The sequence below is a fragment of the Microbacterium martis genome (genome assembly GCF_047246685.1).
In the GTDB taxonomy this organism is placed as follows: Bacteria; Actinomycetota; Actinomycetes; order Actinomycetales; family Microbacteriaceae; genus Microbacterium.
In genome coordinates this window covers 32,101-53,556 of sequence record NZ_JBFOKT010000003.1, presented here as the reverse complement: position 1 = coordinate 53,556, position 21,456 = coordinate 32,101, and the positions used below count along the sequence as shown (strand labels likewise).

Below are 21,456 nucleotides of genomic sequence, written 5' to 3'. Positions count from 1 at the left end.
AAGGAAGCGCATGGCTCGCATCGTCGTCATCGGAGGGACCGGATACGCCGGCCGGCACATCGTGGCGGAGGCGGTGAACCGCGAGCACGCGGTGATCGCGCTGTCGCGCACCGAACCGGAGGACCCGGTCGCCGGCGCCGCCTATCTGCAGGGCTCGGCGCTCGATCCGATCTGGCTCGCCGAGGTGCTCTCCGGCGCCGACGCGGTCGTGTCGGCGATCTCCCCGCGCGGCGACATGGAGACCCGGGCGCTCGATGCCCTGCGCAACGTCGCCGAGCAGCTGTCGGGAACCGAGACGCGACTCGGCGTGGTGGGCGGCGCCGGCGGGAGCCTGGTGGCGCCCGGCGGCCCGCGCCTGTTCGACCAGGACTTCCCCGAGGAGTACAAGCACGAGGCGCAGGTCGGCATCGACTCCCTCGCACTGCTCGAGGAGACGGATGCCGGTCTCGACTGGTTCTTCATCCATCCGGCCGAGGTGTTCGGGCCGTGGGCCGAGGGCGAGCGCACCGGCGTCTACCGCGACGGCGGCGACGTGCTGGTGCGCGACGCCGACGGGAAGTCGTTCATCTCGGGCGCGGACTTCGCCGTCGCGGTCGTCGACGAGATCGAGCAGGGCAACCACCGTCGCGAGCGGTTCACCGTCGGGTACTGAGCCCCGGTCGCCATCTCGCGCACCCAGGGTCGCGGCGCGAAAGCAACCCCCTCGTCTGCCCGCCCCTCTTCCTTCATCCTGACCATCATCGGACGCGTACAGCGGACGGACCGAGTCGGTCGGCGTCGATGGAGAGGAAGACCGGATGCTCAGGCGCAGTTCTCGTCGCGCCGTGTGCGCCCTCGCGGTGGGCGCGACGGCCGCGTCGCTCATGGGATGCAGCGTGCCGAATGCGAAGGCCCCGGATCTGCGTGAGTTCAGCGGCGCATACGAGGGGCCGCCGATCACCCTCGAGTTCTGGAACGGCTTCACGGGAGGCGACGGCCCCTACATCCGCCAGATGATCGCCGACTTCGAGGCGGAGCATCCCGACATCGACATCCGCCCCACGACCCAGGAATGGGGCGACCTCTACCAGAAGCTGCCTGCGGCGTCGTTCGCCGGAGCGGGACCCGACGTGGGAGTCATCCACGTCGAGCAGATCGGCACCATGGTCGTCCGCAACGTGATCGTGCCGCTCGACGACCTCGCGAGCGCCCTCGACCTCGACGCCGACGACTTCAGCGAGCAGGTCTGGCAGGCGGGGGAGTACGAGGGCTCGCGATACGGCATCCCGCTCGACGTGCACTCGCTCGCCATGTTCTACAACACCGAGCACTTCGAAGCGGCGGGCCTCACCGAACCGCCGACCGACGCCGAATCGTTCCGGGAGGCGCTGGACGCGCTGCAGGCAGCCGGGTACGAGAATCCCTTCTGGATGCCGTCGCTCTGGCCCGCGCACCTGATTGACCTCAGCCTGCTGTGGCAGGGCGGCGGAGAGCCGTACTCGGAAGACGGTGGAGAGGCGACCTGGGGGTCGCCGGAGGGCGTCGCAGGTCTCGAGTGGATGCGGTCGATGGTCGATGAGGGATTCAGCCCCGACTCCGTCGCCATCGACTCGCAGTACGTCGCGTTCAAGAACGGCGAGAACTCCATCACGTGGGACGGCATCTGGCAGATCAACGACCTCAAGGACTCAGGTCTCCCGTTCGCGGCGGCACCGATCCCGGCGGTGGGAGGGGAGCCGGCGATGTGGGCGAACTCGCACCAGTTCGTGCTGGGCCGCCACGCCCTGACGGATGCGGATCGCGCCGACGCGGCGAAGACGTTCATCGCCTGGATGAGCGAGAACTCGGCGGAATGGGCGGGCGCCGGCATGATCCCGGCACGCGCCTCGGTACGCGAGGAGACCATGCCGGGCAGCGTGCAGGAGCCGATCGCCGAGCAGATCGACGCCATGCGCTTCCTGCCCTCGATCCCGGGCGTCGGGGCGATCCAGGCCGACACCCTCGAGATCGCCGTGGCCACGGCGATGCTCGGGAACGCCGCGCCCGGAGCGGCCCTCGACACCGAGGCGGCACGGGCATCGGCTCAGCTGCAGGCCAACCTCGAGCGGTTCGGAGAGTGACATGGGCGCTTCACCTGTGGTCGAGACGACCCCCGAGGACAGCTCAGGGACGAGCCGTCCCTCCCGTGCCGACGCACGCCGACGCGGCGTCTCCCCGACGAGGCCGAAGCCCTACACGCCTTGGCTGTTCCTGCTGCCGTACCTGACCCTGTTCAGCGCCTTCGTCGTGCTGCCCGCCGGTCTCGGTCTCTGGATCAGCCTCCACGAGTGGGACTACACGCTGCCCGAACAGCCGTTCGTCGGGGGCGAGAACTACGGCGATCTGTTCGATTCCGGGTCGGGCACATTCGACGTGTTCTGGTCATCGATGCGCGCGACGGGCATCTTCACCCTCTTCAGCGTGCCGCTCCTGCTGGTGCTTCCCCTGCTGGTGGCCCTGCTGATGAACAGGAGGTTCCCGGGGCGGAACTTCTTCCGCGCCGTCTACTTCGCGCCCTACGTTCTGGGCGTCGCCGTCGTCGGCCTGCTGTGGCGCTACCTGCTCGACAGCAATGTCGGCCTGGTGAACTTCACCCTCGGGATCTTCGGATTGCCGAGCGACATTCCATGGACGACGGCCGTCCCCGCCGCCTGGGTGGCGCTGGTCGGGGTGACCGTGTGGTGGACGCTCGGATTCAACGCCGTGATCTACCTCGCCGCGCTGCAGGACATCTCGCCCGAACTGTACGAGGCGGCGGACGTCGACGGCGCCGGCCGCTGGCAGAAGTTCCGCAACGTCACGCTCCCGGGGCTGCGCCCGATCCTCACCTTCATCACGATCAACACGCTCATAGCCTCGGCGAACATGTTCGGCCAGTCATACATCATCACGCAGGGCGCTCCCGGACGCGAGACGCGGACCGCGATCTATCAGATCGCCGAGACCGGGCTGCGGAACTACCAGATGGGGGATGCCGCGGCGATGAGCTACGTGCTGACGATCTTCCTCCTCGTCATCAGCGTGTTCGTCTTCTGGCTCTTCCGGGAGAAGGATGCCGTGCCGCGCAGGGAAGGAGCCCGACGGTGACCACGACCGCAGACCCGCAGACCGACGGTCGATCCGACGGCACGCCGGCGCCCCGTCCGCTGACGGCCACGCGCCCGCGCACGCCTCGGCAGCGCTGGGCCCGGGCGATCCAGTACGTGCTGCTCGGCATCCTCGCGCTCATCTACCTCAGCCCGATCCTGTTCATGCTGTCGACGTCGTTCAAGACCGGCGCCGACGCCGCCGGGATCCCGCCGAGCTGGATCCCGAACCCGTTCACCACCCAGGCGTACGGATCCATCCTCACGGCGGAGGGCACGCCCGTCCTCCGCTGGTTCGCGAACAGCATGATCGCCGCCGCACTCCACTCCCTGCTCGTGGTCGTCACGGCCGCGCTCGCCGCATACCCACTGGCTCGCATGCGATTCCGCGGCCGGGGCGTCGTGTTCGCGATCGTGGTGGCGACGATCCTGATCCCGCCGGTGATCCTCGTCATCCCGAACTACCTCATCGTGTCGGGGCTGGGTTGGCTCAACACCCTCGTCGCGATCATCGTCCCCACGGCGGCATCCGCCTTCGGCGTGTTCTTCCTGCGGCAGTTCTTCCTCTCTCTCCCCGTCGAGCTCGAGGAGGCGGCGCTCATCGACGGCGCCAACCGGTGGGAGATCTTCCTGCGGGTCATCCTGCCGCTCTCGCGCCCGGCGCTGGCCACGCTCGCGCTCCTCGCGTTCCTGACCAACTGGAACGACTTCCTCTGGCCGGTCTACGTGCTCTTCACCGCCGACGTGCAGACTCTTCCCGCGGGTCTCGCGACCCTGCAGTCGGCCAATGCGGTGCGCTACGACCTCCTGATGGCCGGCGCTGTGATCGCCAGCATCCCGGTGCTGGCCCTGTTCGTCTTCCTGCAGCGCTTCATCATCGAGGGCGTCTCCCGTTCCGGGCTGAAGGGATGACGGAGGACTCGGCGCCGGCGACGCCGGCCTGGCGCGACTACTTCGCCGACCCGTTCGTCCTGCGAACCGACGACGGCATGTACGTCGCCATCGGCACGGAAGACCCTTCTCCGGCAGGCGGGCGCGTGTTCCCGATGCTCGCGTCGACCGATCTCATCGCATGGCACGATCGCGGTCGGGCGCTGGAACGACCGGATGCCGCACTGGGCGACGCATACTGGGCGCCGGAGGTCGCCCACGCCGAGGATCGGTGGTGGCTGTACTACTCGGTGGGGCATGACATCCACGGGCACCATGTCCGCGTCGCGTCGAGCGATGAGCCCTTCGGTCCGTTCGGCCGACAGCGGCTCCGTGCTCACGCCGCACGAGCGCTTCGCCATCGACGCGCATCCGTTCCTCGACGTCGACGGCACGCGCTATCTGTTCTTCGCCCGCGACGTGCTCGATCACGACCGACCGGGCACGCACCTCGCCGTGGCGCGACTCGACGGCATGCAGCGTCTCGCCGGCACGACGGTGCCGGTCCTCGCGCCCTGGGCGGACTGGCAGATCTACGAGCGCGATCGGCGGATGTACGGCGCACGGTGGGACTGGCACACCCTGGAAGGGCCGTCGGTCGTCCGCAGGCACGGACGCTACTGGATGACCTTCTCCGCGGGCGCCTGGACCGGGCCCGGCTACGCCGTGACCTGGGCCGTCGCCGACCATCCGCTCGGGCCATGGGAGCGAGCACCCGATGCGGCGGCCGCGCTGCTCGCGAGCGACGGCATCCTCCTCGGACCGGGGCACAACTCGCTGACCACCGCTCCCGACGGCGGAGACGTGATCGTGTTCCACTCGTGGAACGACGAGCGCACGCACCGGCTCATGCATCTGCGACGCATCGACTTCACACCCGACGGGCCGCGCCTCGGCGGCGCGCTGGGCGACGCGTGAGACGTCGAGCCCGCCCGATCAGACCAGATCGCGCCAGTCGATGGCATCCTCGTCGTCGCTCATCGAGAGCGACCCGGTGATCACCGGAAGGCTCATGGTCTCGGTCGGCGGCCCCATGATGGTGGCCTCGTCGCGCCGGTGACGCAGGACGTCGTTGATGTAGCTGGTGAGCACCTCGGCCAGGGGGACCGAGCGGCCCTGCGCCTGCGACAGATACCAGCGGTGCTCGAGCACCTGATGGAAGACCTCGGCGGGCTCGAGCTTCGCGCGTAGCTCGTAGGGGATCGCCCGGACGACGGGCTCGAAGACGCGGGTGAGCCACTCGTGGGCGTACATCTCCTCGTCGGCCCACTGCTTGGTCGAGCGCGCGCGGAACTCGTCGAGATCGTTGAGCAGACGCCGGGCCTGGTTCTCCTCGACGTCGAGCCCCGTGAGCCGGATCAGACGCCGCTGGTGGTGACCCGCGTCGACGACCTTCGGCTGGATCTCGACGACCGTGCCGTCTCCCGTGGTCGACATCGACATCTCGTCGATGTCGAATCCGAGGGCGTTGAGGCGCTCCACCCGTTCGGTGATGCGCCAGGTCTCCGCCGACGAGAACGACTCCTGCGCGGTGAGCTCGGCCCACAGCGAGCGATACGACGAGACGATGCCGTCGGCGATCGCCACGGCGTCGACGCCGTGCTCCAGTCGTCCGCCGGCAGCCAGGTCCATGATCTCGCCGGCGATGTTGGTGCGTGCGAGATCGAGGTCGTAGGCGCGTTGGCCGTCGGTGAGACCCTCCTCGTGGAGCTCGCCCGTCTCCGCGTCGACGAGGTACGCGGCGAACGCCCCCGCGTCGCGGCGGAACAGCGTGTTCGACAGCGACACGTCGCCCCAGTAGAACCCGATGTTGTGCAGGCGCACGAGCAGCAGCGCCAGGGCGTCGACGAGGCGGGTGGCGGTGTCGGGGCGCAGCACCCGGGTGAAGAGGGCGCGATAGGGCAGGGAGAAGCGCAGGTGCGCGGTCACCAGTGCGGCCGGCAGCGGGTCGCCCGCGGCATCCGTCCGTCCGGCGATCACGGCGACCCGGTCGACGCACGGGACGTCGAGTCGGGCGAGGTTGCCGAGCATGTCGTACTCGCGCTGGGCCATCTCGGCCGTCGTCTCTTTGACGGCGATGACACGTCCGGAGAGGTCGGCGAACCGGACGAGATGTCGGGAGAGGCCCTTCGGCAGCGACACGATGTGCTCGGACGGCCACTTCGCCAGGGAGGTCGACCAGGGGAGGGCGAGCAGTGCGGGGTCGACTTTGCTCGCGGTGATGCGCAGTGAATCCTGCATGACGCTCCCGGGCGTGATCGGCGGCGAAAAGCAGACGCGGCGCGGGTGACCCGAAGGTCGCCCGCGCCGCGTCCGGTGGAATTACGAGGCCGAGACGACCGGCTTGTCGTTGAGGCGGTCGCCCGACTCGAGGTCGAACGCGTGCACGTGACCGGCGGATGCCGCCAGGGTGACCGTCTCGCCGGCGTTCGGGTGGTTGCGGCCGTCGACGCGCGCGACCAGGTCGGTGCGCTTGCCGTTGATGTCGGTGTGACCGTAGAGGTACCCGTCAGCACCGAGCTCCTCGACCAGGTCGACCGTCACCGCGAGGCCCTTGCCGTCGGCCGGCCCGACGACGATGTCCTCCGGGCGGACGCCGACCGTGACCTGAGAGCCGTTGGCGCGGCCCACGGTGTCGCGGTCGAGCGGGACGATCTCGCTGCCGAAGCGCACGCCGCCGTCGGCGAGGTCGGCCGAGAACAGGTTCATCGCGGGCGAGCCGATGAAGCCGGCGACGAACACGTTGTTCGGCTTCTCGTACAGGTCGCGCGGCGAGCCGACCTGCTGCAGCAGGCCGTCCTTCAGCACGGCGATGCGGTCGCCCATGGTCAGAGCCTCGGTCTGGTCGTGCGTGACGTAGACCGTGGTGACGCCGAGGCGACGCTGGAGCGACGCGATCTGCGTGCGGGTCTGCACGCGGAGCTTGGCGTCGAGGTTCGACAGCGGCTCGTCCATGAGGAAGACCTGCGGCTGGCGGACGATCGCGCGACCCATCGCGACGCGCTGACGCTGACCACCCGAGAGGGCCTTCGGCTTGCGGGTCAGGTAGTCCTCGAGGTCGAGCAGCTTCGCGGCCTCGAGAACGCGGGTGGCCCGCTCCTCCTTGCCGACGCCGGCGATCTTGAGCGCGAAGCCCATGTTCTCGGCGACGGTCATGTGCGGGTACAGAGCGTAGTTCTGGAACACCATCGCGATGTCACGGTCCTTCGGGGGCACGTCGGTGACGTCGCGGTCACCGATGAGGATGCGACCCGAGTTGACCTCTTCGAGGCCGGCGAGCATGCGCAGCGAGGTGGACTTTCCGCAACCCGAGGGGCCGACCAGGACGAGGAACTCGCCGTCTCCGACCTCGAGGTTGAGCTTGTCGACTGCGGGACGGGTTCCGCCGGGGTACAGGCGGGTTGCGTCGTCGAACGTGACAGATGCCATTGTCTTTCTCCTTCACCGGCAGGTACGTGCCGGACGATCCGTTGTGATGGAAGTGGCGGAGCGAACCCGCCATGACCCCTCTTCGGGTCGGGATCAGTATGACACGAACGGCGGCACCTGGGTATTTCTCAGCCAGGCTGGTTAACATCGAAGACGGCCGTGCATCGCGGCGATCGTCGCGCGCAGCGCCGATCGGGGCCAACCCGGACCCCCCGAGACTTTCAAGAGGAACGATGTCGAGCGACGAAACGCCGAACGTCCCCACGCCTCGCAATTCGCGCGAGGCCGTGCGGGAGAAGGCTCAGCAGGTGCACGCGCAGCAGTCCCGAGCGCGCATCATGCGACGGATCATCATCGGCGCGGTCGCCGTCGTCGCCGTCGGCGCGATCGGCACGGCGATCACGCTCGCGGTGTCGGCTCAGGTGTCCAAGCCGCAGCTCACCCCGACCGGCATGCAGTCGGACGGCGTCGTCGTGAACGACGTCACCGCGGTCACGGCATCCGACGAATCCCTCACCTCTCCGACCCCGGCGCCGACCGAGGCGGGGGCGACCGAGACCCCGAGCCCGGAGCCCACAGCACCCGAGCGGGTCGAGATCCACGTGTACGTCGACTACCTGTCGCCCGACGCGGGCGAGTTCGAGCGCGCGAATTCGCGTCAGCTCGCAAGCTGGATCAACCAGGGTGCGGTGTCGGTGAGCTACCACCCGGTCGCTCTGCTCACCGCCAGCTCGAACGGCACCAAGTACTCCCTGCGCGCCGCGGCCGCCGCGGCCTGCGTGGCGACGCACTCGCCCGAGCAGTTCTACGCGTTCAACCACGACCTGCTCGACGACCAGCCGAAGGTCGGCAGCGACGGACTCTCCGACGCGCAGCTGGCCGACGTCGCCGGTGCGGTCGGCGTAGACAACGCCAAGGCCGTGCGGTCGTGCATCGTCGACGGCGACTTCGTCACCTGGGCGAAGGATGCCACCACCCGAGCCATCGACGGACCCCTCGCCGGCTCCGACGACCTCGTGCTGTCGTCGACCCCGATGATCGTCGCGAACGGCGAGGCCTACGTGGGCGCGCTCGACGACCCGGCCGAGTTCTCGCAGTTCGTCCTCACCGTCGACAACGACGCCTCGCAGAAGTCGGCGCCGGCTCCGACCCCCACTCCCACGCCGACCCCGACTCCGAGTTCCTGACCGAGCCGGCGCCATCGCTAAGCTGATGGTGTCTCGCCGACTTGGCGCAATTGGTAGCGCACCGTACTTGTAATACGGGGGTTACGGGTTCGAGTCCCGTAGTCGGCTCTCTCCGTCGTCGACATGACGTCGTCGTGAAATACCGCGGCGCCGATCGCGGTTGTCCCGAGCATGACTCGCATCGGAACCAGTGATCTCCAGGTCTTCCCGCTCGCCCTCGGCGGCAACGTCTTCGGCTGGACGGCCGACCGCGACACCTCGCACGCCGTTCTCGACGCGTTCGTCGACGGCGGCGGCGACTTCATCGACACTGCCGACTCGTACAGCTCGTGGGTTCCCGGCAACGCGGGCGGCGAGAGCGAGACCATCGTGGGCGAGTGGCTGGCATCCCGCAGGCCCTCGGGCGTCGTCGTGGCGACGAAGGTGAGTCAGCATCCCGACTTCCGCGGCCTCTCCGCACCGAACGTGCGCGCGGCCGCCGAGGCCTCCCTCCGCCGCCTGGGCGTCGACGCGATCGATCTGTACTACGCGCACTTCGACGACGAATCGGTGCCGCTCGACGAGACCGTCGCCGCGTTCGGGCAGCTGCAGGCCGACGGCCTCGTGCGTCATGTCGCCGTCTCGAACTACACCGCCGAGCGCATCCGCGAATGGATTGCGATCGCCGACCGCCTGGGCCTCGCGCGCCCGGTCGCGGTGCAGCCGCACTACAACCTCGTGCATCGCAACGTCGTGGAGGAGACCGTCGTCCCGGTCGCGCAGGAGTTCGACCTCGGCCTGGTCCCGTACTACTCGCTGGCCAGCGGCTTCCTCACCGGCAAGTATCGGTCGACGGATGCCGCCGGGCAGAAGTCGCCCCGCGCTCAGGGCGCCGCGAAGTACGCCACCGACGCCGGCCTGCGCATCATCGACGAGCTCGCCGCGATCGGCGACGCCCATGACGCGTCGATCGCCGCGGTCGCCCTGGCGTGGCTCCGGTCGCAGCCCACGGTGGTCGCGCCGATCGCGAGCGCCCGCGCCGTCGATCAGGTGCCCGACCTGCTCGCGGGCGCCCGCCTCGAGCTCGGCGCTGACGAGGTCGAGCGGCTCACCCGCGTCTCGGAATGGACTCCGGCTCAGGCCTGAGCGCGACTACCGCCGGCCGGATCGTCGGGCACGAGCCCGAGGCGATGGGCGAGGATCACGGCGTGGATGCGATCTCGTGCCTCGAGCTTCGCCAGCACCCGGCCGACGTGCGTCTTCACGGTCGACTCCCCGACGTAGAGCGTGCGTGCGATCTCGGCGTTGGTCAATCCACGTCCGATCGCGAGGAAGACGTCGTGCTCGCGATCGGTGAGGTCGGCGACCCGGGCGGCGTCGGCGGAGTCGGGACCGGCTGATGAGGCGCCGAGCCGGGGAGCGACATGCTCGAGCAGCATCCGGGTGACGCGGGGCGCGAGCACGGCATCACCCCGGTGCACCGCGCGCAGGGCGGAGATCATCTCGTGCCGCTGCGCGTCTTTCAGCAGGAACCCGCTCGCCCCGGCGCGGATCGCTCCGAACGCGTACTCGTCGAGGTCGAAGGTCGTCAGGACGAGCACCCGGGTGAGCGGGCGCTCGCGGACGATGGTCTCGGTCGCGGCGATGCCGTCGAGTCCCGGCATCCGGATGTCCATCAGCACCACGTCGGGCTCCAGCGCAGCCGCCCGGGCGACGGCCTGGCGGCCGTCGGACGCCTCACCGACCACCGCGATGTCGGGTTCGGCCTCGAGCACCATCCGGAACCCCACGCGGATGAGTTCCTGATCGTCCACGAGCAGCACCCTGATCGGCGATGTCATGAGGAGCCCTTCTCGAGCGTCTGGTCGGTCTGATCCGACGGTGTGCCGCTGCTCGGCAGCACCGCGTGCAAAATCCAGCGGCCGTCATCCTCCGGACCCGAGCGGAGACTGCCGTGCACGTGCGCCGCGCGCTCGGCCAGCCCGCGCACGCCGAAGCCCTCGCGACCGACACGACCGCTGACGCCGTCGTTGACGATGTCGATCGTGACGGTGTCGACGGTGTACGCCAGACGGACCGTGACCGACGTCGCGCGGGGCGCGTGGCGCATCGCGTTGGTGACCCCCTCTTGCACGATGCGTCCGACGGCATGCGCGACGGCGGGGGCCACCTCGGCGCTCCCCGCGACGGCGAGGGTGACCGGATACCCCGCGCGCTGCGCCGCGGCGACGGTGTCGCGCGGCGGCGTCGGCTCCAGAGGCTCCAGCGGCAGGGGCGCGTCGTCGGCGCGGAGCACGCCCAGCATCGCGCGCATCTCGGTGAGGGCGCCGCGCGCGGTCTCGGCCGCCGTCGCCGACGCCGAGCGCGCCTGGTCGCGGTCGGCCGTCGCGACCGCACCCTCCGAGAGCGCGACGATGACCGTGAGAGAGTGCGAGACGATGTCGTGCATCTCTCGCGCGATGCGGGCGCGCTCGGCGGCGGCGGCCAGCTGCGCCTGCTGATCGCGTTCGACCAGGAGCTGGCGGGAACGGTCGATGAGCGCGGCCAGGTAGCGCTTGCGGTCGCCGATGTTGACGCCCACGAGGGTGCTGATCAGACCGAGGACGACGGCGCCGAGCACGGCGTCGACTCCGGCCTGGAGCGTGATCGCGCCTCCGCCCATGAGCAGCAGCGCTGCGCCCGTCAGCGCTCCGACGCCGATGCCCCAGCCGATCCAGGCGGCGCGCGATGACCCGTAGACCGCGAGGGAGTAGCAGGCGACGAGCAGCAACGGGCTGCTTCCCGGCTGCAGCATGAAGAGGAACAGCAGCTCGACCAGGAAGGCGGCGACGAACGCCACGAGCGGTGCGCGCCGCCGCCACAGCAGGGTCGCGGCGGCGGCGACGATCGAGGCCGGGGCGAGGACCGACATCGCGCCGACGAGCGGAGGGGGAACGGTGTCGCCCACCCTGCCGCCCGCCGCGAGGCCGAGCACCAGGCAGGTGAGTGTGATCAGGATGTCGGCGACGACCGGATGCCGCGCCCAGAACCTCCGCAGCACGCCGGGCGGACGCGGAAGCCGCAGCTCCTCGTCCTCGCGGATCGAGTCGCTGCGGCTGCGCGTCCTGGTCACGGCCCGACTCTACGCGTCGCGTGTGCGCAGCACCGCCCACGCCCCGAGCAGGCCCGCCGCGACCCAGGCGCCGAGCGTGAGATAGGCGACCGGCTCGTCGAGGCCGGAACCCGGGACGATCGCGCTCTGGGCCGCAGCGACAGGCAGGTAGCCCGAGGCGTCGATCACCCACTGCCACGACTCGCCCGCGATCGCGAACATGCTCAGCGCGATCGGCAGCACGAAGAGCAGGCCGACCGTGGCGGCGATCGCCCCCGCGCCCGAGCGCAGGATGAATCCGAAGGCCACGCCGATCAGGGCGAACACCGCCATGGCGAGCGATGCGACGACGACCGGGAGGAGCGAGCCGACCGGGTTGGAGTCGTCGATGGTCTGCCCCCGTCCGGCGGCGATCGCCGTCGTGACCGCCACCGCCAGGCCGAAGATCGCCAGCGACGACACGAACAGGAAGGCGGCGAGCACGACCGCCTTGGCTGCCAGCACCGACCCGCGGACCGGATCGGCGGTCAGGGTCGAGCGGATCATGCCGGTCGAGTACTCGCCGGTCACCGAGATGGCTCCGAGGATGCCGGCCAGCAGGATGCTGAACTGGAAGGGCGCCACCGCGAGCTGCGCCGGATCGGCGCTCGCGCCCGGCATCGACTGCGCGAGGATCGCGGCGATGCCGATGGTGAAGACGGCTGTGACGGCGATCGACCACCAGGTGGCGCGGACAGTGCCGAGCTTGATCGCCTCGCCGCGCAGCGCGCCCACGAAGGTCAGTCGGTGGCGCGCGTCCGTTCGGAGCGCGGTGTCGACGGGGGCCTGGACGGTCATGAGATCTCCTTCGTCCGGTATTCGACGGCGTCGCCGGTGAGCGCGAGGTACGCGTCTTCCAGCGACCCGGTGGTCGGTGTGAGCTCGTGCAGCGGGATGCCGCGCTCGGCGGCGAGGTCGCCGATGCGCCAGGCGGGCAGGCCGGCGATGTCGAGCAGGTCGGGCGCGGAGCTCACCACCTCGACGTCGGGCCCACCGACGGCGGCCACCAGATCGGCCGCTCGCGGCGTGCGCACGCGCACGGTGTCGGTGGTCCACGACCGGACCAGTTCGGCGAGCGGGGCGTCGGCCAGCACCCTGCCGCGTCCCATCACGATGACGTGATCGGCGGTCTGGGCCATCTCGCTCATGAGGTGGCTCGAGAGCAGCACCGTGCGACCCTCGGAGGCCGCATAACGCACGAACTGCCGCACCCAGCGCACGCCCTCAGGGTCGAGGCCGTTGACCGGCTCGTCGAGGATGAGGGTGTGCGGGTCGCCGAGCAGCGCCGAGGCGATGCCGAGCCGCTGTCCCATGCCGAGGGAGAACTTGCCGGCCCGCTTGCGGGCGACGCTGCCGATGCCGGCGAGGTCGATGACCTCGTCGACGCGAGAGGCGGGGATGCCGTGGGTCGCGGCCATGGCCCGCAGGTGGTTGCGGGCGGTGCGGCCCGTGTGCACCGCCTTGGCGTCGAGCAGCACGCCCACCTCGGTGATCGGCGCGCGCAGCGCGCGGTACTCGCGACCCGAGACCAGGGCCCGGCCGGAGCTCGGGCGGTCGAGCCCGACGATCATGCGCATGGTGGTCGACTTGCCGGCGCCGTTGGGGCCGAGGAACCCGGTGACACTGCCCGGGCGAACGGTGAACGACACGTCGTCGACGGCCGTCTTGTCTCCGAACCTCTTCGTGAGGCCTTCTGCTGTGATCATGGCCTCCACGCTACGGACGACGCCCGGGCGCCGCGTCCTCCTCCGGTACCTTTCCGCCCGGCCTCGGGTCCTCCCGGCGGGGGAGGTAGGGTCGACGGGTGACCGACCGCCCCCGAATCCCGGCTCCCGCGGGGCTCGGCGGGGCGGTGGCCATCGGCGTGATGACCGCCGTCCAGGCGCGCATCAACGGCGTGCTCGGCGTGACGCTCGACGACGGCGTCGTCGCCGGGCTCGTGTCATTCGCGGTGGGCCTCGTCGCCCTCCTCGTCGCGACCGCGTGCCTCCCCTCGGCGCGTCGCGGCGTCCGACGCCTGGTCGACGGCATCCGGAGCAGGCGCATCCCGTTCTGGATGCTGCTCGGCGGCGCCTGCGGCGCCCTCACGGTGTCGACCCAGGGGCTCACGGCCGGTGTGCTGGGCGTGTCGCTCTTCACGGTCGGCGTCGTCGCCGGACAGACCCTGCACGGGCTCGTGCTCGACCGGATCGGTTTCGGCCCTGCCGGCGTCGTGGCGGTGACGCCGGGTCGGGTGGCGGGGGGAGTGCTCGCGCTCGCCGCGGTCGCGATCTCGCTCTCCGGAGACGTGCTCGCGTCCGCCCCGCTGTGGATGCTGCTGCTCCCGTTCGCCGCGGGGGTGGGGATCGCCTGGCAGGCGGCGACGAACGGGCGGCTCGCGCAGCGGGTCGCGTCGCCGATCGCCGCGACCGTGATGAGCTTCGTCGCGGGGACCCTCGTGCTGATGGCCGCGGCGGGGACGAGCGTCGCGCTGCGTGGCATCCCCCAAGCGCCTCCTGCGGAGCCCTGGCTCTACCTCGGAGGCTTCCTCGGAGCGGCCTACATCCTCCTGGGAGCGGTCATCGTGGCGCACACCGGGGTGCTTCTGATGGGCCTCGGCTCGGTGCTGGGGCAGCTCGCCACCTCGGTCGTCATCGATCTGCTCTGGCCGACGGCCGCGGGGCCGGCGCCCTGGCAGATCGTCGCGATGGTGGTGGTGGCCGTGGCATCCGTCGCGGTGGCCGTCCCCCGGCGGCCGAGGCGGCGCTGACGCCTACTTCTTTGTCTTCTTCTTCTTCGGCAGCCGGGTCACGAGCTTGCGGGCGTCGACGGCCTTGCGCCGGCCGGGCCGGCGTCCGGCCGGCTTGCCGCCGACGTACAGCCAGCCGAGGAGCTCCTCGTCCTTGCCCAGCCCGTGGGCCTTGGCGACGGCCTTGGCGCGCGTGTAGTGACCGGTGCGCCAGATGACGCCCCAGCCGGCCTCGTCGAGGAGCAGGCTCAGCATGTGCGCCACGCCCGAGGCGACGGCCTCCTGCTCCCAGCGCGGCACCTTGTCGCTCTTGCGATACGACGCGACGACCGCGATGAGCAGCGGGGCGCGCAGCGGCTTGCTCGAGGGCGACCGGTCGCCCTGCGCCTTCGCGATCGCCGCCCCGAGCACCTCGCGGTCGGCGCCGCGCAGCTCGATCAAGCGCCACGGCCGCAACGAGGAGTGGTCGGCGACCCGGCCTGCGGCGGTGACGTAGGTGAGCAGCTCCTCCCTGGTCGGGGCGGTGTCGTCGACCTTCGACCAGGAGTGACGCGCGCGGACGGCGTCGAGTGCGCTCACGGCTCGTCGGGGGTGAAGTTCATCGCGATCGAGTTCATGCAGTACCGGTCGCCGGTCGGGGTGCCGAAGCCGTCGGGGAAGACGTGCCCGAGGTGCGAGCCGCAGTTCGCGCAGCGCACCTCCGTGCGCACCATGCCGAGGCTGGTGTCCTCGATGAGCTCGACCGCCTCCGGCCGGATCGACTCGTAGAAGCTCGGCCAGCCGCATCCGGAGTCGAACTTGGTCCCGCTCTTGAAGAGCTCGGCGTCGCACGCTCCGCATGTATAGAGGCCCGAGCGGTTCTCGTCGAGAAGCTCTCCGGTCCAGGCGCGCTCGGTGGCGGCCTGTCGCAGCACCGCGTACTGCTCGTCGCCGAGCTCCCGGCGCCACTCGTCTTCGGTCTTGTCCACGCTGTACGACATGTGTCCTCCTGAGTCGCCTCCATTCTCTCCCGGATGGCACGGCACCGGGTGCGCTCGCGTCACAATGGACGGATGACGGATGCGGTGGAGCGGCGCTACGCCCGCTTCGCGCGCGAGGAGGCGCCGGGACGCAGTGCCCTCTACGCGGAGTGGGCGGTGGGGGTCGCCGGCGATCCGGAGGTGCAGCGGGTGCTGGAGCGCATTCCGGAGAACCGCCGCCAGCCGCCCCTGGTGTTCGCCGCGACCCGCCTGCTCGGCGCCGGTCTCGAGGGCTACCCGGCCTGGCGTCGCTTCCTGATGGCGCACGCCGAGGCGGTCGTCGCCGAGTGCGCGGCGCGGCAGCTGCAGACGAACGAACCGCTGCGACTGGCGGCCCTCCTCCCGGTGCTGAGCGAGATCGAGGGACCGCTGGCGCTCCTCGAGATCGGGGCGTCGGCGGGACTGTGCCTGTATCCCGACAGGTACTCGTACCGGTACCTCGATGCCGACGGCGACGTCCTCTCGGCGATCGATCCCGCCGACGGGCCGTCGTCCGTGATGCTCGAGTGCCGCGTACACGGCTCGCTTCCGCCGCTCCGGCCCCCGGAGGTCGTGTGGCGGGCCGGCATCGACCTCGCCCCCCTCGACCCTCGCGACCCGCGGGATCGGGACTGGCTGCGGGCGCTGGTGTGGCCGGGGGAGTCCGGCCGCGAGGAGCGCGTCGTCGCCGCGCTCGACGTGGCGGCATCCGATCCTCCCCGTCTCACCGCCGGAGACGCGGTGGAGGAGATCGCGGCCGTGGCGGCGGCCGCCCCGCCGGACGCGACGCTCGTCGTGACGACGCCCGGCGTGCTGGTGCACCTGCCGCGCGCTCGGCGCGAGCTGCTGATCGAGCGCATCTCGCAGCTGTCCGCACGCTGGGTCACGATCGATCCGCCGGGTCTGCTCGACGTCTGGCGGCCCGCGATCGACGAGGCGACCTGGCCGGGGTTCGTCGTCGCCCTCGACGGCGACGTGCGCGCCGCAGCCGACCCGCTCGGGCGTTGGTGGGAGTGGCGCACCGACGTTCGCGCGTATGCGTCCTAGCCTGGAGGCATGCTCGGAGACCTCACGGAGCGCGACCGCGCGATCCTCGCCCTCGAGGCGTCGTGGCCGCGTCACGGCGGCGCGAAGGAGGAGGTCATCCGCGCGCAGCTGGGCATGAGCGCCGCCCGCTACTACCAGCTGCTCGGCCGGCTCATCGAGACGGAGACCGCGCTGGAGTACGATCCGATGCTGGTGCGGCGTCTGCGTCGGATGCGCGATTCGCGCGCGGCGAGACGCAGCGCGCGCACGCCGGGATTCGTCGGCTGACTCCGGTGCCGCCCAGGTCGGCTCCACGCCGCTGACCGGATCGACAGCCACGTGACGCTAGCATCGAGGGGTGTCAAAGCCCACCCGCGATCGCTTCGATGACGTTCCCCGTTCCTCCGGACGGGTCGGGGCCCACCGAGCCGAGGCGCCGGGGATGAACGGCTGGGTCGTGCTGCTGTGGTCGTTCGTGGCCGCGCTGGTGCTGATCATCGCCGGCATCTTCGGCTCGCTGGTCGTCATGGGGCGCATCTCGCTGTTCCCTGAGTCCGCGCCCACCTCGGTGCCCACCCCGGAGGACACCGGGGTCGTCGACACCTCGATCTCGGTGATGATCCTCAACGCCACCCCCGACGAGGGCCTCGACGTGCAGATGCGCGACACCCTCATCAACAGCGGGTGGGCCGCCGGCAGCGTGTACGCGAGCGACAGCGCGAGCGAGGACTTCGCGATGACCACGGTGTACTACGTCGACGCGGAGGACGAATCGGCCGCCGTCGGCCTGGCCGGGGTGATCGGCGGTGCCGAGGTGCGGCAGAGCGACTTCTATGCGGCGCTCAACGACACGGGCTCGAAGCAGCTGACGATCGTCATCGGCCTGGATCGCTCGCCGACGGCGCCCCAGACTCCCGCCGAGACGCCCGCCTCCTGACGCACTCTCCGCGGTCTCGTCGGCGGCTTGCACTCGATGGTGTCGAGTGCCAGAATGGCGTTAGCACTCTCTCACTCTGAGTGCTAAACCCACCGTCTACGTCCAGGAGGGACGACAAAACTCATGGCAAAGATCATCGCTTTCGATGAGGAGGCCCGCCGCGGCCTCGAGCGCGGTCTCAACATCCTCGCCGACGCGGTCAAGGTGACCCTCGGCCCGCGCGGTCGCAACGTCGTGCTCGAGAAGAAGTGGGGCGCCCCCACGATCACGAACGACGGTGTGTCCATCGCCAAGGAGATCGAGCTGGACGACCCGTACGAGAAGATCGGCGCGGAGCTCGTCAAGGAGGTCGCGAAGAAGACCGACGACGTCGCCGGTGACGGAACGACCACCGCCACGGTCCTGGCCCAGGCGCTCGTCCGCGAAGGCCTGCGCAACGTCGCGGCCGGCGCCGACCCGATCTCGCTCAAGCGCGGCATCGAGAAGGCCGTCGCCGCGATCACCGAGGAGCTGCTGACCACCGCGAAGGAGATCGACTCCAAGGAGCAGATCGCCGCGACCGCGTCGATCTCGGCCGCCGACCCGGCCATCGGCGAGCTCATCGCCGAGGCGATCGACAAGGTCGGCAAGGAGGGCGTGGTCACCGTCGAGGAGTCGCAGACCTTCGGCACCGAGCTCGAGCTCACCGAGGGCATGCGCTTCGACAAGGGCTACCTGAACCCCTACTTCGTCACGGACCCGGAGCGCCAGGAGGCCGTCTTCGAGGACCCGTACATCCTCATCGCGAACCAGAAGATCTCGAACATCAAGGACCTTCTGCCCATCGTCGACAAGGTGATCCAGGACGGCAAGGAGCTCGTCATCATCGCCGAAGACGTCGAGGGCGAGGCTCTCGCGACGCTCGTGCTGAACAAGCTCAAGGGCATCTTCAAGTCGGTCGCCGTCAAGGCTCCCGGCTTCGGCGACCGCCGCAAGGCGCAGCTGCAGGACATCGCCATCCTCACCGGCGGCCAGGTCATCACCGAAGAGGTGGGCCTCAAGCTCGAGAACGCCACGCTCGACCTGCTGGGTCGTGCCCGCAAGGTCATCGTCACCAAGGACGAGACCACGATCGTCGAGGGTGCCGGCGAGGCCGACCAGATCGAGGGTCGCGTCACGCAGATCCGTCGTGAGATCGAGAACACCGACAGCGACTACGACCGCGAGAAGCTGCAGGAGCGCCTGGCGAAGCTCGCCGGCGGCGTGGCCGTCATCAAGGCGGGTGCGGCGACCGAGGTCGAGCTGAAGGAGCGCAAGCACCGCATCGAAGACGCCGTGCGCAACGCGAAGGCGGCCGTCGAGGAGGGCATCGTCCCCGGTGGTGGCGTCGCGCTCATCCAGTCGGGCACCAAGGCGCTCGACGCCCTGTCGCTCGACGGCGACGAGGCGACCGGCGCGAACATCGTGCGCGTCGCGATCGAGGCTCCGCTCAAGCAGATCGCGCTGAACGCCGGTCTCGAGCCGGGCGTCGTGGCCAACAAGGTCTCCGAGCTCCCCGCGGGCGAGGGCCTCAACGCCGCCACCGGCGAGTACGGCGACATGTTCGCACAGGGCATCATCGACCCGGCCAAGGTGACGCGCTCCGCGCTGCAGAACGCGGCGTCGATCGCCGGTCTCTTCCTCACCACGGAGGCCGTCGTCGCCGACAAGCCCGAGAAGGCCGCGGCTCCGGTCGGCGACCCGTCGGGTGGCATGGACTTCTGACGCCCCGACACCGTCGCTGAGGCCCAGCCGCAACGACGCCGTCACACAGAACGCCCCCGGCTCCGGCCGGGGGCGTTCTGTCGTACCGGCGCGGCTCAGCGGAACAGGCTGGCCGAGTAGTGATCCGCCTCGGCGTACTGCGTCGCGGCCGCGCCGAGCGATGTGCCGATCGAGTCGAGCGTCTGCTCGACGTGCAGCTGCGCGCCCTGCCACTGGTCGGCGCAGCTCTGGAACGCGGTCGACGCGCTGCCCGACCACGACGACGGCAGCTGACGCAGTTGCGCCATGAGCGTGGCCGATTCGGCTCGCAGTCGCTCCATGGTGGCGCGGGCGGCGCCGTGGGCGGCTTCGACGGCTTCGGTGTCGACGGTGAAGACCGACATGGGAACTCCTTCTCTGTTCAGGGAGTACCGAGGCTAGACAGCGGTCGCGCGGCGAATCGGCGAACGGTCGGCGCTCGGCCGACCGCTGTGCACAACCGGTCGAACGCGGCGCCCGTGCAGGGCTCCTACAGGTCGAGCGGATCGATCGGCTGCGTGTCTTCGAGGAGATGCGCCGGCGTAGCGCGCGCCGGCGCGAGCGGAAGCGTCACCGTGAAGGTCGCACCGCCGCCGGGCGTCTCCGAGACCACGACCGCCCCGTGCAGCGCCTTCACGATCGAGGCCACGATCGCCAATCCGAGACCCGAGCCCCCCGTCTCCCGAGCGCGCGAGGTGTCGGCGCGCCAGAAGCGCTCGAAGATCTGCTCCCGGATCTGCGGAGGAATGCCCTCTCCGTGATCGACGATCGCGATGCTCCCCGTACCACGGACCCGATCCGAGTCGACGACGATCTCGATGGGTCCGTCCTCCGGCGAGAAGCGGCGAGCGTTCCCGAGCAGATTGGTGACCACCTGGCGCACCTTGTTCTCCTCGCCCAGCACGATGGGCGGCGTGCGCACCGGGATGTCGGGGATCTCGGTGAAGTCGATCGCCGGCGCCTGCTCGGTCTGCCGGGGCCGTCGACGCAGTCGCGCCAGCGTGCCGCGCGAGAGGCCCCGGGGTGCGGGCGGAAGCGCCGCCGGTTCCGACGGTGGCGTCGGGACGGCCCGCGGGGGGATGGGGGCCATGGCCTCCAGCGTTCGATCGATCACCGTGACCGTGCGGCCCGGCGCTGCGGCACGCACGTCGAGGGCGGCGTCGCGGGCGATGGGCCGCAGGTCGAGCGGCTCGATCGCCGGTTCGCGCTCCTCGTCGAGGCGCGCCAGGGCGAGGAGGTCCTCGACGAGGACGCCCATCCGGATGGCCTCCTTCTCGATGCGCTCCATCGCGCGCTTCGTGTCTTCCTCGCCCTGGATCGCGCCCATGCGGTACAGCTCGGCGTACCCGCGCACGCTCACGAGGGGAGTGCGCAGCTCATGACTCGCATCGCCGATGAAGCGGCGCATGTGCTGCACCGTCCGATCGCGCTGGGCGAGCGAGCGGTCCACGCGATCGAGCATCGTGTTGATCGCGCCGTTGAGGCGGCCGACCTCGGTCGTGGGCTCGAGATCGGTCAAGCGCTGCCGGAAATCGCCCGCGGCGATCGACATGGCCGTGGCCTCGACCTGGCCGAGTCGGCGGAACGTGAGGGTGACCAGCCCGCGCGTGAGGAGCGCGGCGACCGAGATGGTGATCAGCGCGATGGTGATGTAGATGCCGAAGTACTGACTGATGATTCGGTCGACCTCGGAGAGCGGCATGGCGACGAGCTGGATGAGCAGTCCGCCCGCGTCGCCCTGGACGGTGGCCACGGCGGCCCGGTACACCGACCCGTCCTCCCCGGGAAGGTCGAAGCGTGTCTCGGCCTCGAACTGCGCCTGCTGCAGCGAATACGTCTCCGGGAACACGGGACCGTCGTCGGCCGTGCCGCCGGTGGCCGCCAGCAGCACCCCGTCGACGTCGTACACCGCGAAGGCGAAGTCGCGCGGCTGCTGCTCGCCCGGGCGGTAGACGGTGTCGCCCTCCGGCTTCTCGAAGTAGCGGTTCAACAGGTCGCCCGAGACGAGGGCGGGCAGCTGCGCGTCGATGTTGCCGACGAGCGCGGATCGCAGGATCGGCACGGTGCCCATCCCGGCGACGAGCAGGCCGAGCGCGAGCACGGCGACCGTGACACCGGTGACCTTGGCCCGCAGGCTGGTGCGCCGCCACCAGCTGGTGACCGCATCCGGCTTGTGCGCCATGCGGTCCTCCCTGATGCGTGGTCTCCGCCGGCGGGCGGGTGCCGGACGGTGCGGCCGGATCGTGC

At 70.4% G+C, this 21,456-nt stretch carries 22 protein-coding genes, 1 tRNA gene and 1 pseudogene; 14 read left to right on the top strand and 10 right to left on the bottom strand.

The features are described from left to right. Positions 1 to 10: 10 nt before the first annotated feature. From AB3M90_RS13825 to AB3M90_RS13800, 6 genes and pseudogenes are all read left to right on the top strand, one after another. On the top strand, positions 11 to 652 hold the full coding sequence (locus AB3M90_RS13825) for an NAD(P)-dependent oxidoreductase (protein ID WP_412952861.1): 642 nt from the start codon (positions 11 to 13) through the stop codon (positions 650 to 652). Positions 653 to 797: 145 nt separating this feature from the next. After that, positions 798 to 2,099: an ABC transporter substrate-binding protein gene (locus tag AB3M90_RS13820; RefSeq protein ID WP_412952859.1), complete on the top strand. Its 1,302-nt coding sequence runs from the start codon at positions 798 to 800 to the stop codon at positions 2,097 to 2,099. 1 nt (position 2,100) lies between these two features. Continuing rightward, positions 2,101 to 3,105 (top strand): carbohydrate ABC transporter permease, encoded by a 1,005-nt coding sequence (locus AB3M90_RS13815; protein ID WP_412952857.1) that lies wholly within the window; start codon positions 2,101 to 2,103, stop codon positions 3,103 to 3,105. After that, on the top strand, positions 3,102 to 4,016 hold the full coding sequence (locus AB3M90_RS13810; protein ID WP_412952855.1) for a carbohydrate ABC transporter permease: 915 nt from the start codon (positions 3,102 to 3,104) through the stop codon (positions 4,014 to 4,016). The genes AB3M90_RS13815 and AB3M90_RS13810 overlap by 4 nt, the downstream gene beginning before the upstream one ends. After that, positions 4,013 to 4,291: pseudogene (locus AB3M90_RS13805) on the top strand (family 43 glycosylhydrolase); the annotation flags it as partial. The gene AB3M90_RS13810 and the pseudogene AB3M90_RS13805, both read left to right, overlap by 4 nt. Positions 4,292 to 4,331: 40 nt before the next feature. Further along, complete coding sequence (locus AB3M90_RS13800) at positions 4,332 to 4,952, top strand: family 43 glycosylhydrolase (protein WP_412952853.1); 621 nt, start codon at positions 4,332 to 4,334, stop codon at positions 4,950 to 4,952. A gap of 18 nt (positions 4,953 to 4,970) precedes the next feature. Here AB3M90_RS13800 and AB3M90_RS13795 read toward each other — a convergent pair whose 3' ends face one another. Further along, on the bottom strand, positions 4,971 to 6,275 hold the full coding sequence (locus AB3M90_RS13795; RefSeq protein WP_412952851.1) for a DUF4032 domain-containing protein: 1,305 nt from the start codon (positions 6,273 to 6,275) through the stop codon (positions 4,971 to 4,973). A gap of 81 nt (positions 6,276 to 6,356) precedes the next feature. Further along, positions 6,357 to 7,463: an ABC transporter ATP-binding protein gene (locus AB3M90_RS13790; RefSeq protein ID WP_412952849.1), complete on the bottom strand. Its 1,107-nt coding sequence runs from the start codon at positions 7,461 to 7,463 to the stop codon at positions 6,357 to 6,359. 233 nt (positions 7,464 to 7,696) lie between these two features. Between AB3M90_RS13790 and AB3M90_RS13785 the strand changes: the two genes are divergently transcribed. The 3 genes from AB3M90_RS13785 (at position 7,697) to AB3M90_RS13775 (ending at position 9,775) form a co-directional block, all read left to right on the top strand. Further along, the gene (locus AB3M90_RS13785; protein ID WP_412952846.1) at positions 7,697 to 8,650 is read left to right on the top strand and encodes a DsbA family protein; all 954 of its coding nucleotides are present in this window, start codon (positions 7,697 to 7,699) and stop codon (positions 8,648 to 8,650) included. 35 nt (positions 8,651 to 8,685) lie between these two features. After that, a tRNA-Thr gene (locus tag AB3M90_RS13780) sits at positions 8,686 to 8,758 on the top strand. 63 nt (positions 8,759 to 8,821) lie between these two features. Then, the gene (locus AB3M90_RS13775; RefSeq protein ID WP_412952843.1) at positions 8,822 to 9,775 is read left to right on the top strand and encodes an aldo/keto reductase; all 954 of its coding nucleotides are present in this window, start codon (positions 8,822 to 8,824) and stop codon (positions 9,773 to 9,775) included. Here the strand turns inward: AB3M90_RS13775 and AB3M90_RS13770 are convergent. From AB3M90_RS13770 to AB3M90_RS13755, 4 genes are read right to left on the bottom strand one after another with little or no spacing between them, the layout of a single operon-like run. Continuing rightward, entirely contained in the window at positions 9,766 to 10,470 is a 705-nt protein-coding gene (locus AB3M90_RS13770; RefSeq protein ID WP_412952841.1) for a response regulator, read from the bottom strand. The two genes, AB3M90_RS13775 and AB3M90_RS13770, sit on opposite strands and share 10 nt — an antisense overlap. Further along, complete coding sequence (locus tag AB3M90_RS13765) at positions 10,467 to 11,741, bottom strand: sensor histidine kinase (RefSeq protein ID WP_412952839.1); 1,275 nt, start codon at positions 11,739 to 11,741, stop codon at positions 10,467 to 10,469. The genes AB3M90_RS13770 and AB3M90_RS13765 overlap by 4 nt, the downstream gene beginning before the upstream one ends. Before the next feature lie 9 nt (positions 11,742 to 11,750). Next, positions 11,751 to 12,557, bottom strand: coding sequence for an ABC transporter permease (locus AB3M90_RS13760; protein WP_412952836.1), 807 nt, complete (start codon positions 12,555 to 12,557; stop codon positions 11,751 to 11,753). Then, positions 12,554 to 13,465, bottom strand: a complete 912-nt coding sequence (locus AB3M90_RS13755) for an ABC transporter ATP-binding protein (protein ID WP_412952835.1) — start codon at positions 13,463 to 13,465, stop codon at positions 12,554 to 12,556. The genes AB3M90_RS13760 and AB3M90_RS13755 overlap by 4 nt, the downstream gene beginning before the upstream one ends. Positions 13,466 to 13,563: 98 nt before the next feature. Here AB3M90_RS13755 and AB3M90_RS13750 point away from each other — a divergent pair, with 98 nt between their 5' ends. After that, positions 13,564 to 14,508, top strand: a complete 945-nt coding sequence (locus AB3M90_RS13750; RefSeq protein ID WP_412952833.1) for a DMT family transporter — start codon at positions 13,564 to 13,566, stop codon at positions 14,506 to 14,508. Between the two features lie 3 nt (positions 14,509 to 14,511). Here AB3M90_RS13750 and AB3M90_RS13745 read toward each other — a convergent pair whose 3' ends face one another. Beyond that, positions 14,512 to 15,066, bottom strand: a complete 555-nt coding sequence (locus AB3M90_RS13745; protein WP_412952832.1) for a nitroreductase family protein — start codon at positions 15,064 to 15,066, stop codon at positions 14,512 to 14,514. Then, on the bottom strand, positions 15,063 to 15,467 hold the full coding sequence (gene msrB, locus AB3M90_RS13740; RefSeq protein WP_412952829.1) for a peptide-methionine (R)-S-oxide reductase MsrB: 405 nt from the start codon (positions 15,465 to 15,467) through the stop codon (positions 15,063 to 15,065). The genes AB3M90_RS13745 and msrB overlap by 4 nt, the downstream gene beginning before the upstream one ends. 72 nt (positions 15,468 to 15,539) lie before the next feature. On the opposite strand from msrB, the gene AB3M90_RS13735 reads away from it, so the two are divergent. From AB3M90_RS13735 to groL, 4 genes are all read left to right on the top strand, one after another. After that, positions 15,540 to 16,532 (top strand): DUF2332 domain-containing protein, encoded by a 993-nt coding sequence (locus AB3M90_RS13735; protein ID WP_412952827.1) that lies wholly within the window; start codon positions 15,540 to 15,542, stop codon positions 16,530 to 16,532. 9 nt (positions 16,533 to 16,541) lie between these two features. Continuing rightward, positions 16,542 to 16,799 (top strand): DUF3263 domain-containing protein, encoded by a 258-nt coding sequence (locus AB3M90_RS13730; RefSeq protein WP_412952825.1) that lies wholly within the window; start codon positions 16,542 to 16,544, stop codon positions 16,797 to 16,799. Positions 16,800 to 16,869: 70 nt separating this feature from the next. After that, positions 16,870 to 17,448 carry a LytR C-terminal domain-containing protein gene (locus AB3M90_RS13725; RefSeq protein WP_412952822.1) on the top strand — a complete coding sequence of 193 codons (579 nt, stop codon included), beginning with the start codon at positions 16,870 to 16,872 and terminating at the stop codon, positions 17,446 to 17,448. A gap of 123 nt (positions 17,449 to 17,571) precedes the next feature. Then, positions 17,572 to 19,191, top strand: a complete 1,620-nt coding sequence (gene groL, locus AB3M90_RS13720; protein ID WP_412952820.1) for a chaperonin GroEL — start codon at positions 17,572 to 17,574, stop codon at positions 19,189 to 19,191. A gap of 95 nt (positions 19,192 to 19,286) precedes the next feature. Here the strand turns inward: groL and AB3M90_RS13715 are convergent, their stop codons facing one another. Together AB3M90_RS13715 and AB3M90_RS13710 are read right to left on the bottom strand one after the other, a co-directional pair. Then, complete coding sequence (locus tag AB3M90_RS13715; RefSeq protein WP_412952819.1) at positions 19,287 to 19,574, bottom strand: WXG100 family type VII secretion target; 288 nt, start codon at positions 19,572 to 19,574, stop codon at positions 19,287 to 19,289. A gap of 125 nt (positions 19,575 to 19,699) precedes the next feature. Beyond that, positions 19,700 to 21,391, bottom strand: a complete 1,692-nt coding sequence (locus tag AB3M90_RS13710) for a sensor histidine kinase (RefSeq protein WP_412952816.1) — start codon at positions 21,389 to 21,391, stop codon at positions 19,700 to 19,702. Positions 21,392 to 21,456: the final 65 nt, after the last annotated feature.